The organism is Hyphomonas sp. UBA3601 (assembly GCF_002375605.1).
GTDB lineage: Bacteria > Pseudomonadota > Alphaproteobacteria > Caulobacterales > Hyphomonadaceae > Hyphomonas.
Genome location: NZ_DFME01000090.1, coordinates 31,912 through 41,925 on the forward strand (window position 1 = coordinate 31,912; position 10,014 = coordinate 41,925).

A 10,014-nucleotide genomic window follows, 5' to 3' on the forward strand; every position below is an offset into this window, starting at 1 on the left:
ACATCTCCGCCCGCCTGGTCAGCACTGGCGAACTCCTCCTGCAATGCATCCAGTTGCTTCCCAAGATCGCGCAGCTCGGTTTGTACAATTGCAAGGGATTGCTCCGCTTTCTGTCGCTTCAGCGCGACGAGCTTGAGCAATTTCGGGCGAGAACCTGTCATTGGGCGCCCCCGGTCTGCTTGCGAATGCGATCGACGAAACTGATTGCAGCTGCAACGGCTGCGAAATGGTCAGGATGGATTTCCTCATCAATATCTACCAACCGGTAGATGGACCGAGTCGACGGTGGATCCCGGTAGATTGGGATATCATTGGCCGTGGCAGTTTCGCGAATCTTGGCAGCCAGATGGTCGACACCCTTGGCGACACAGACGGGTGCACGGCCCCCCTCCGGATCCCATTTCAAGGCCACGGCATAGTGTTCCGGGTTGACCATGACGACGGTCGCTGTTTTGACATTCTGCATCATCTGGTTCCGACTCATGCTGGACGCCTTCTCGCGCCGCTTCTGCTTGAGCTGAGGATCGCCTTCGCTTTGCTTCTGCTCCTTTTTAATGTCCTCTCTGCTCATCTTGAGCTTGTTGGAATGCAGCTGCCGCTGCAGCGGCAGGTCAATCGCAGCGAGGACGAACTGAAACACACCGAAGATAAGGAACAGCGTCAGCACCTGGCCAAAGGTGAAATTGAAGAAATCGCTGAGCTCCACCGCACTACTCGCATAGTAATGCTGTGCAAACCCATACAGGAACACAGCCGCGAGCCCGCCAGCAAAGAACATTTTTGCCATATCCTTCAGGAAGTCCAGCAGACCCTTTGTACCGTACTTCTTCTTCAGGTTTTCGGTTGGCGAAATCTTGTTGAACTCGGGTTTGATCTTCTTCGCCGAGAAGGCAATCGATTGCTGGATAACCAGCGTGGCGAGTACAAGGGCCGCCATGATCGCAAACAAGGGTATCACCTTGACCAATGTGCGCGCCAGCCAAGCTTTCGTTGCTCCGCCACCGTCGTTGAAAACGTCCGCCGCATAGCTGTCAGCGTGATACATCAATGCGGAAAATTCGCTGAACATGGCCCCCGCCACAACGGCACTGAACATGATGGCAGCGATGATAACGCCAGCGAACAGGGCAAACGTATTGGCTTCCTTGGACTGGGCGACATTCCCTTCGCGACGCGCCTCACGTCGCTTTTGTTCGGTGGCCTCGAACTCCTTCTCGCCACCACCTGATTGATCCTCGGCCATTGCCTACCTCACCACCAGCCGATCGAACCGGAGACCCGATCCATCCAGACTATCAGAATAGTTGACACCGAAATGGCCAGAAGCACAAACCCCGCTCCGATCATAAAGGGGGCGCCCACAAATGCCACCATCAGCGATGGCAGCGCCTTATTAATAAAGCCGAGCGAGATGTTGTAGAGCAGGTTGATCGCCACAAAGGGCCAAGCGATCAGCACGGCAAACTTTATGGCGTTGAACATGCCCTCAATGACAAAGGACTGATCGAACTGCGTGAGCCCCCCAACCGGAATTTCGATGTATATTTCAGCGAGTCTAACAAATACGCTGACATGGTAGTCTGCCGACAAGAGTAGGACGGCACCCGCCATGGCCAACATGTTCGAGACCACCGTCTGCGCCTCAGCATCCAGCGCAATGCCGAGCATTTGCGAAAGCCCGATCGTTTGGGCGATCAGTGATCCGGCCATGTTCAGAATCCAGATGGATGTGCGCAGCAATACACCCAGGCCCAGCCCGATTATGGTTTCCGCCCCCAGGAGACCGACAAAGTTCGCAATTGAGATATCAACAGGTGCCGTGACGATGCCGGACATGGCAAACAGGGTGGCCACGCCCAGTAACAGCGACATGCGCACACGCATCGGCACGGTCTGGTCGCCAATCCCCGGCATCAGGAATACGACAAAGGTCAACCTGGCGACGATCAGCATGAAAAGGATAATCCAGGCCGAAAGTTGTGGCCCGATTGGAAGTCCTTCCAGCATCAGACGACGCCGACGATGTACGGCTTGCTCTTGGAACCGATTTCCTCATACGCCAGAACGGAGTTGCGCACGCCCTTGCTCGCCAGAACAGTTTGCAGGAAACGTCTCCGACGGGACGAGGTTGCCACGGAGGCAACAACACCTTTCTGAGCCATTTCGTTCAACTTGGCCTGCACCGCTGTCGTCAGTTCTCCAAACATTTCTGGAGGCAGGGCAATATCCGATCCGCCATCCTCGCGGGAGATTTCGTGCTCGTTGAACTTTTGTTCCCAATTGGTGGAGAGCTGGAGCAGCGGAAGGCGGCCTTGACCGTCCTGAAGGCGATCGACAATCTGGAATCCGAGCCGCTGGCGAACGAGTTCCACAATGCGCGACGGCGCGCTTGACTGGGCTTTGACCTCGGCAATTGTTTCAACAATCAGGAACAGATTACGAATCGACACGCGCTCCTCGAGCAGCAGGCGCAGCACTGATAGCAGAAGTTCAGGACTAACCTTCCCGGGAATGTATTCATCAAGGAACCGCCTGTTGGACGCAGCACGTTCGCTGTCGCTGATATGAGTCAAGGCATCCAGCGTGTCCAGCATAACCATGCGTGTAAAGACGAGTGTGAAGTTTGCCTGAATGACTTCAAGCATGTGAGTCGCGAGAACTTCCGTCGGCTCGACCGCTGGGATACCAGCAGCAGACAGCTCTTGCTTCTTTGTACTTGGCAACCAGCGGGCGGCTGCCTTGTAAACGGGTTCTTTGACCTTCTCACCCTGTAGGTGTGGCAGTTGCCCATCTTCCATCAACGCCAACAGCGAGCCCGGGCGCACAAGACCTGTATCTACCCGCACACCTTGAATTCGAATGCGGTATTCGTTCTTCCCGAGCGTTGGGTTGTCCGTCATCCTGATGGACGGCAGAACGAAGCCATATTCTTCTGCAATATACCTTCGAATCTTGTCGATTCGACTTTCAAAGCCACCTGCCCCCTGCAGCACCATGCCCACCAGATCTGGGGCAACCTCCAGGTGGATCTCGTCGGAGTGAATAGAGTCACCAATGACGAGGCTGGTTTTCGGCTCTTCAATTTCGCCAGCTTCCGCTTTCGCGGCTAGGTCGCGCTCCCGCCGGCGAATATAGAAAGATGCCGCCGCGAACGCCGCTGCAGCCAGCATGAAAGGAAGAAACGGCAGACCCGGAAACAGCGCGAAAATTGCGAGAATCCCCGACACGATCATCAGGGATGTGGCATTCGCGCCCAGTTGCGCGCCGAGCGCCAGATCGATTGCACCGTCCTCACGGCCTTTCGCCAGAAGCATTGCCGCCGACACTGATACGATAACGGAAGGGATTTGGGAGACGAGACCGTCCCCTACGGTCAAAATGGAGTAATTGTTCAGCGCCTGAGTGAAGCTGAGCCCGTGTGCGGCAAGGCCAAAGCCGACGCCCGCAACGAGGTTCAAGGCGGTGATGAGCAAGCCAGCGATCGCATCGCCCTTCACGAATTTTGACGCACCGTCCAGGGAACCCAGGAAGGAAGCTTCTTCCTGCTCCTTCTGACGACGGTTGCGCGCCTCTTCATGACTGATAGCGCCGACAGCCAAATCGGCATCAATGGCCATCTGTTTGCCCGGCATCGCGTCCAAAGCAAACCGCGCACCAACCTCCGCCATTCGGCCGGCGCCTTTGGTGATGACCATGAAGTTCACAATGACCAGCACCGCGAACACAACCAGACCCACAAACAGGTTTCCGCCCATGATGAACATGGCGAAGCCTTCGATGACGTTGCCGGCAGCGTCGGTACCCGTATGGCCCTGGCTGATGATCAGTTTGGTCGAGGATACGTTCAGCGCCAAGCGCAGCATCAGCGATGCCAGAAGCACGCTCGGGAATGACGAAAAGTCCAGGGGCTTTTCGATGAAGATACTGGTCGTGAAAATCAGAATGGCAAACGCGAAGGACGCCGTGAGACCGATGTCCATAACCCAAGCCGGGACGGGCAATACCATGATGAGAATAATCGCCATCAAGCCGATCGCGAGGATGGCGGTCGGCTTTGACAAATCGAAGAAGCGTGAGGTCGGCATGGCGGCCCTAATTCGAAATCATGGGGAGAACGGTATTATTAAAGAAATCAAGGCAAATGCGCGTCATGTACCCAAGCGACAGGAAGAACACGACGACGACGGCCAAAATCTTTGGCACGAAGGTAAGCGTCATTTCCTGAATGGAGGTGAGCGCCTGTAGCAAGCCTATTACAAACCCAAGCACCAGCGTGACAGCAAGAATGGGCAGCGCCATCATGGCCGCCGCCCAGAGCGCACCGCGCAACACTTCAAAGATGGCGAGTTCGGTCATGTGTGGCCGCCCTGATCAGACCGGCATCCGAAGCAATTCCTGATAGGCTTCAACGACCTTGTCCCGAACAGTCACGGCGGCATCAAGGACCAACTCGGCCTGAGCTAGCGCTTCGACCATGGCATGGGGATCCGCGCCGGACACAGCGGTCTGCATGGCTGTCTGCTCAGCCTCCTGCAGAGCAGCCTTGAAGGTCGAGAACCCCTCTGCCACCCCCGACTTTTCAGCCGGGTTTGTTGCTGGTTTGTCAGAAACCTGGGCCGGCTTGATCGAACCGAGCGCTGCGTATGCACTGAAGCTTACATTGGACATTCTGCCCCCCTTTAACGCCTGAGAATATCGAGAAGTGACTGGTACATGCTTCGCGCCTGCCGGAACGAGTTCAGGTTGGCCTCGTATCCGCGATTCGCTTCGCGCATATCAGCCATTTCAGTGACCAGCGACACGTTGGACGCTGTCACATATCCTTCTGCATCCGCCAGCGGACTGGCGGGATCATAACTGCGCTCGCCTTCGGTTTGATCGAGCTCGATGCGTGTCGCAATGAAGGCGTCCGCAGCAGTCGGTGCCTGCTCGACGGACAGAATCTTGCGGCGGTAACCGGGCGTGTCGGCATTCGAAACATTCTGGGACGAGATATCGATTCGTTTCGACTGGAGCTGCATACCGGAAACAGCCTGCATCATCGTGGCTTTGAGTGAGTCCATGAATTACCCTTTCCGACCAATGGCTGTGCGAAGGAGGTCAAGCGACTTTGTGTAGACTGAGACCGCCATTTCGTGCTGACCCTGCGCGTCGGTTGCGCGGAACATTTCGAGCTCGAGGTTTACAGAGTTCCCGTTCGGCGAGTTTGCGAAATCCGTCTCGAACGTCTTGAAAGCTGGGTCGCCGGCATCGACGGCTCCGCTTGATGCAGCTCGCGCGAGAAAGTCCTGAAAGGCTTCGACGTGTTGCGCCTTGTAATCAGGATCGTTGGCATGGGCGATATTTGTCGCCGATACTTTCTGACTCTCAGCAGCATGGCGCGCCATGGCGCTGTAAACATTCAGGACATCCAGATTGAGAATCGCCACAGAATCGCTCCTAGTTAATACTTTGGAAGAATTGCCGGGGTAATTTGAAGAAAGAGTTAACGAATAGGCGAGATCTGTTTACTTGTTGCATCCGACCCCCAATTTTCCTGATCGCCTGTACCGAATCTGGGGAACCGTCACGGAGGTATCACCGGGACTGATTCTGATTGGCGGGATCAGCCAGTTCGCCCGTCTGGGAAATGAAATTCGGGTTCGCACGCGTCAGGGTGAGGTGTTCGGAGAAGTGCTCGCCGTCTCCGGCGGTCATGTGAAAGCAATGCTTTACGGTGAATCTGATGCGATCCTAATTGGCGATCGAGCTGTGTTGGAACAGGAAGCCTATGTCGAGCCCGGTGATCATTGGCTCGGCAAGATCGTGGACTACCGAGGCACGATTTCCGGCGAGAGCGCTATAGCACCAGCCGCCAACACCACTCGCCGCCCGCTGAGAGCATCTCCCCCGGCGAACACAACCCGCAAAAGCCTAGGCCAGCGCCTTTCCACCGGGTGGATGATCACTGACACGATCCTACCGATCTGTCAGGGTCAGAGAATGGGCCTGTTTGCCGGGTCTGGTGTCGGTAAATCTACCTTCCTTGGTTCGCTCGCTGCTGGCGTGAAAGCGGACCGCGTCGTCATTGCCTTGATCGGCGAACGCAGCCGGGAAGTGAATGAGTTCGTCCACAAGACTCTGCCCAAAGACGTCCTGTCTCGAACGGTCATTGTAGCTGCGACTGCCAATGACCCACCTGGAGCCAAGAAACGCGCCGCGCTCTGCGCGATCGCGACTGCGGAACATTTTCGGGATGAGGGGCACCAGGTCCTTTTCCTGTTTGATTCCATCACACGTTTTGCCGAAGCACATCGTGAAGTATCTCTCTCAGCTGGAGAGACTCCCGCCCTCAACGCCTTTCCACCGTCAACCGTACGCGCCATTGCCGAAGTCGCGGAACGGACCGGCCCTGGTGCGCAAGGCCAAGGCGATATTACCGCAATCTTTTCCGTCCTGGTGGCTGGATCGGATATGGAAGAGCCCGTAGCAGACATGGTCCGTGGGGTTCTGGATGGTCATATCATCCTGTCGCGGGAGATATCCGAACGCGGACGGTATCCCGCTATTGATGTTTTGCGCAGTGTCTCGAGATGTCTACCAGATGCGGCCAAACCAGATGAAAACAGAATCATCAAGGATTACCGACGGACGATTGCACTCTATGAAGAAATCGCGCCGATGCTGCGCGCCAATCTGTATGAGCGAGGACATGACGCAGCCGGAGATCGATCCATCGAACGCTTCCCGCAGCTGGACAATTTCGTTTCAGAGCCGAATACCGGACATATTCCACAAGCCTTCCAGCACCTTCAGGGCTTGTTGGACCCTGTTGAGGCCGCCGAAAAATCCTAGCTCGACACGATGCTGAGAAACAGGTTCTGGCTGGCGGTCGATCCGAAGCCCGCCGCGTTGTTGAGCAGCGTCAAAGCCACAGATCCGGAAGAAAGCGAGGACTGACCATTGGCGATCGAGTCCATCGTGTGAAAGCGCTGGAGTACCTTGTCCATGACGTCCTCATTGGCCAAGTCCGTAATCTTACTGATAGAAAACACGCTCAATACGCGCTCTTTCAGAATATCTGCCTGCTGGTCGACGTCCAACTGCTGCCAAGAAGTGGGCAAGTTCAGCGCCGTTTCCAAGACAGTCCGGGTCGGAACGTCTCCCAAAAGGCGGTAGAGATTTGCCTCATCGCTGGACCCCTCGCGGACAAGATCCCCGACCTTGGCCTCATAGTTCAGGCTGAGCTTCATATTATTGTCGACATTGCCGACAGCCGAACGAAAGGCTGCGCGCTCAAAGTCATCCGCAAGCGACGCGATTGTATCCTGTGACAGGGAGATTTTGCCATCGGTGACCGTAAATGTGGTGGCAAATGCAGTATAGGCCGGACTGTTAAGGCGCTTGAGAAAGCTACTGTCAGGATCGGCCTGCTCTTCCATCATGTGACGGAGGAAGCCGACTTTCCACTCTTCCCCGCCTAGATCAAAAGATGTCAATGAGATACGCAGCAGGCGCCGATCAGAAAGAAAGTCTTCTATCGCGACCGGAGACGACATCTTCTCCTGAAAATATTCACGATCATTCCGAACACTGGCGGAATCTGTGAAACCTTCAAACTGCTTGTCAAAGGTGGATTCCAGGAATTTCCACCCGCCATATCCTGTGATCGGGATGACCGGCTGATAGACCATGTCAGGCGACCTGTGCCTGCTCAGTAAACTGTGTTTTCAAACTAGCGACTTTTAGGAGTTCAGCTTCGATCGCAATGATGTTGCGCAGGTGGCAAAGTGCCGAATAGAAGTTTCCGCGATCTAGCATGGAGCGCAAAACGCTCAGCAGTTTGCGATCGATGGATTCAAATACGTCCTCCAGGCGCTCACACTCGTCAAGAATGGCTGGAAGAACGTCATCTTCTTGTAGATCGCCGGTTATGATGAGCTGAATTGCGTAGTAGACACGCTTTGTAGGCGTATCGACATCCTGTGGCTTAAGGGCATCGCGGCACCGGAGAATACGGGCATTGTCATCCACAACGCGCACTGTCGACGGTTTGTCGCCATTTTCAAGCATTGCTCCGTTTACGACAAAACGTTCGCCTGCGGCCAGTTTGAGGACTAGTCCGGACACTATTTGGCTGCCATGATTGCTGGATTTGGAACATGGCCTGCAAGGCCTTGCATAATGATTTCATTGATCTCGACCAGTTCGGAAATTTCCGCTTCGCGGGAGAACACATGATAGCTGATCCGGCGCACAGATTCGGCAAGCGCGATCAGATTTTTCTTGAGAGTGGGCTCGAGCTCGTTCGCGTCACTCATCAGGTCTATGGACAAAATCTGCCAAAGCTTCAGGTTCCGGTCGATAGCCTCCGCCCATACAGTAGGCTGCGGTATTTCCTGCGCATCGACGGCCTTCAAGGCCTGTGTAACTTCTTCAAAGATTGCGTATTCAATCTGTCCGCTGTTCGCGGTCCGGCTTGTTACTTCACCATACGCTTTGTAAGCCAGTTGTTGCATACGCTCTCACTCTTATTCAAAACGGGTGACCCGGGCGCCACTAGGCGCCCGGGCCGGTTAGAATTATCTGAACAGCGACAGCAGAGACTGCGGTGCAGAGTTCGCGATGGACAGCGCCTGGACGCCGAGCTGTTGCTGAACCTGCAGGGCTTGCAGTTTCGCCGAAGCAGCTTCGATGTCGGAGTCCGTCAGACCACCGATACCGGAGGTCATGGTGTCGGTCAGGGTTGCAACGAACTCGGATTGGTCAGCAATCCGGGTCTGGGACGAACCGAAAGCAGCTGCGGCATCGATTGCCGTGCTCAGCATGGACTCAACGGCAGTCAAGGCAGAAGTAGCGCCAGCAGAAGTAGACACGTCAATCGTGGCAAGATTACCAAGGCCGCCTGTCGTTGTCCCTGCAGTACCGCCCGTTGCAGAAGCTGCCGTCACAGTCAGAGTACCGCCTGACCCGTTAGCAAGGTTGATAACGGCGCCATCGCGGGAAACCGTATAGTTGCTATCGCCAGTCGCATCCAGGAACGTAGAGACCTGATTAGCGAGATTGGCAGCAACAGATGCCGTGCTGTCATTGGCGTTGGCAACGTATTCAAAGGTGCGCTGGCCGATGCTGTTGGCTGTAGCAGAATCATCAAGCACAATGCGGTAGGAATACCCATCGGCAACACTGGCAATCGTGATGTCCTGGTTGGCCCCATCCGCCAGCGTGTCAGCCGTCCCAGCGTTCACGCTGTCGTTATTGATGATCGTAGTGTTGGCTACAGCTGTGGAACCGAACGTTGCGGCCGTAGCGGTATTGGAAATCGACAGGTCCAGGCGTTCAACGTCAATATATGATGCGCTGACAGTGCCGCCGGACGAGCGGTCAAGCGATGCAAGAATCTGCACGTCAGCGGTGCTGGAACCATTAATAAGGTTCAGGCCGTTGAATTGGGCTGCGCCGACAATCGTAGTTATCTGAGCGACCTTCGCATCAATGTCGGTCTGGATTTTCGTCCGGTCAACGTTTTCTTCCTGAGCGGAAACAACAAGACTTTTGACATCCTGAACAAGGCTGGTGACCTGCTCGGCAGCCTGACGTGCCACACCGACCGTAGACGAACCAAGGTTCAGAGAGTCAGATATCTGCTTGAAGCTTTCAACATCTGTGGACATGGTTGTCGAAATCGCCCAAATCGCGGCGTTATCTTTCGCATTGGCAACTTTTTTGCCGGTCGAAATCTCCGACTGGACAGATTCGAGATTGCTGTTGATGTTGCGCAGGGTCTGCAGCGCAACCATCGCACTATTGTTAGTCAGAATACTGGACATTTTGAATGTACCCCATGTTCGTCAGGCGAGCGGCTATGTCGCTGCCTAGGTTCGATCTCACGTCGTCCTGACGTCGGGAATTCCCGCAACCCATCTTGGTTCGCCGTCACTGAGTATACAGGACCCGTGTACAATCAGTTAACCGTCATGCCTTCTTAAGATAATTCCCGGTGGCGTTTGAAAATGGCGTTTGCAATCCATTGGA

12 protein-coding genes are annotated in these 10,014 nt (G+C 55.1%); 1 reads left to right on the forward strand and 11 read right to left on the reverse strand.

Going from position 1 to position 10,014, the window contains the following annotated elements; genetic code table 11:
- Positions 1-157 precede the first annotated feature (157 nt).
- Genes B4F73_RS09285 through B4F73_RS09315 form a run of 7 tightly spaced genes read right to left on the reverse strand, consistent with a single transcriptional unit; the run spans position 158 to position 5,429 of the window.
- Positions 158-1,243, reverse strand: coding sequence for an EscU/YscU/HrcU family type III secretion system export apparatus switch protein (locus B4F73_RS09285; RefSeq protein ID WP_206991593.1), 1,086 nt, complete (start codon positions 1,241-1,243; stop codon positions 158-160).
- An 8-nt stretch (positions 1,244-1,251) separates the two neighbouring features.
- Positions 1,252-2,007 carry a flagellar biosynthetic protein FliR gene (locus B4F73_RS09290; protein WP_051607787.1) on the reverse strand — a complete coding sequence of 252 codons (756 nt, stop codon included), beginning with the start codon at positions 2,005-2,007 and terminating at the stop codon, positions 1,252-1,254.
- Positions 2,007-4,085, reverse strand: a complete 2,079-nt coding sequence (locus tag B4F73_RS09295; protein WP_290480170.1) for a flagellar biosynthesis protein FlhA — start codon at positions 4,083-4,085, stop codon at positions 2,007-2,009. The genes B4F73_RS09290 and B4F73_RS09295 overlap by 1 nt, the downstream gene beginning before the upstream one ends.
- 7 nt (positions 4,086-4,092) lie before the next feature.
- On the reverse strand, positions 4,093-4,356 hold the full coding sequence (locus B4F73_RS09300; RefSeq protein WP_034814684.1) for a flagellar biosynthetic protein FliQ: 264 nt from the start codon (positions 4,354-4,356) through the stop codon (positions 4,093-4,095).
- A gap of 15 nt (positions 4,357-4,371) precedes the next feature.
- A complete protein-coding gene (locus B4F73_RS09305) occupies positions 4,372-4,668 on the reverse strand; it encodes a flagellar hook-basal body complex protein FliE (protein WP_206991595.1) in 297 nt (98 codons plus the stop codon).
- 11 nt (positions 4,669-4,679) lie between these two features.
- The gene (locus B4F73_RS09310; protein ID WP_206991596.1) at positions 4,680-5,063 is read right to left on the reverse strand and encodes a flagellar basal body rod C-terminal domain-containing protein; all 384 of its coding nucleotides are present in this window, start codon (positions 5,061-5,063) and stop codon (positions 4,680-4,682) included.
- A 3-nt stretch (positions 5,064-5,066) separates the two neighbouring features.
- On the reverse strand, positions 5,067-5,429 hold the full coding sequence (locus tag B4F73_RS09315) for a flagellar biosynthesis protein FlgB (RefSeq protein ID WP_242517420.1): 363 nt from the start codon (positions 5,427-5,429) through the stop codon (positions 5,067-5,069).
- Between the two features lie 82 nt (positions 5,430-5,511).
- Here B4F73_RS09315 and B4F73_RS09320 point away from each other — a divergent pair, with 82 nt between their 5' ends.
- Positions 5,512-6,834, forward strand: coding sequence for a FliI/YscN family ATPase (locus B4F73_RS09320; RefSeq protein WP_290480171.1), 1,323 nt, complete (start codon positions 5,512-5,514; stop codon positions 6,832-6,834).
- Here the strand turns inward: B4F73_RS09320 and B4F73_RS09325 are convergent.
- The 4 genes from B4F73_RS09325 to B4F73_RS09340 all read right to left on the reverse strand — a co-directional run bounded on the left by B4F73_RS09325 (position 6,831) and on the right by B4F73_RS09340 (position 9,809).
- Positions 6,831-7,673: a DUF1217 domain-containing protein gene (locus B4F73_RS09325; protein ID WP_290480172.1), complete on the reverse strand. Its 843-nt coding sequence runs from the start codon at positions 7,671-7,673 to the stop codon at positions 6,831-6,833. The genes B4F73_RS09320 and B4F73_RS09325 overlap by 4 nt on opposite strands.
- Position 7,674: 1 nt before the next feature.
- Positions 7,675-8,109, reverse strand: coding sequence for a flagellar biosynthesis repressor FlbT (locus B4F73_RS09330; protein WP_290480173.1), 435 nt, complete (start codon positions 8,107-8,109; stop codon positions 7,675-7,677).
- The gene (locus B4F73_RS09335; protein ID WP_290480174.1) at positions 8,109-8,498 is read right to left on the reverse strand and encodes a flagellar biosynthesis regulator FlaF; all 390 of its coding nucleotides are present in this window, start codon (positions 8,496-8,498) and stop codon (positions 8,109-8,111) included. Before B4F73_RS09335 ends, B4F73_RS09330 begins: the two co-directional genes overlap by 1 nt.
- Before the next feature lie 63 nt (positions 8,499-8,561).
- Positions 8,562-9,809, reverse strand: a complete 1,248-nt coding sequence (locus B4F73_RS09340; RefSeq protein WP_290480175.1) for a flagellin — start codon at positions 9,807-9,809, stop codon at positions 8,562-8,564.
- Between the last annotated feature and the right edge of the window lie 205 nt (positions 9,810-10,014).

Coding starts and splice junctions, on each gene's coding strand:
- B4F73_RS09285 (WP_206991593.1), bottom strand. CDS start 1,243: ATGGCCGAGGATCAATCAGGTGGTGGCGAGAAGGAGTTCGAGGCCACC.
- B4F73_RS09290 (WP_051607787.1), bottom strand. CDS start 2,007: ATGCTGGAAGGACTTCCAATCGGGCCACAACTTTCGGCCTGGATTATC.
- B4F73_RS09295 (WP_290480170.1), bottom strand. CDS start 4,085: ATGCCGACCTCACGCTTCTTCGATTTGTCAAAGCCGACCGCCATCCTC.
- B4F73_RS09300 (WP_034814684.1), bottom strand. CDS start 4,356: ATGACCGAACTCGCCATCTTTGAAGTGTTGCGCGGTGCGCTCTGGGCG.
- B4F73_RS09305 (WP_206991595.1), bottom strand. CDS start 4,668: ATGTCCAATGTAAGCTTCAGTGCATACGCAGCGCTCGGTTCGATCAAG.
- B4F73_RS09310 (WP_206991596.1), bottom strand. CDS start 5,063: ATGGACTCACTCAAAGCCACGATGATGCAGGCTGTTTCCGGTATGCAG.
- B4F73_RS09325 (WP_290480172.1), bottom strand. CDS start 7,673: ATGGTCTATCAGCCGGTCATCCCGATCACAGGATATGGCGGGTGGAAA.
- B4F73_RS09335 (WP_290480174.1), bottom strand. CDS start 8,498: ATGCAACAACTGGCTTACAAAGCGTATGGTGAAGTAACAAGCCGGACC.
- B4F73_RS09340 (WP_290480175.1), bottom strand. CDS start 9,809: ATGTCCAGTATTCTGACTAACAATAGTGCGATGGTTGCGCTGCAGACC.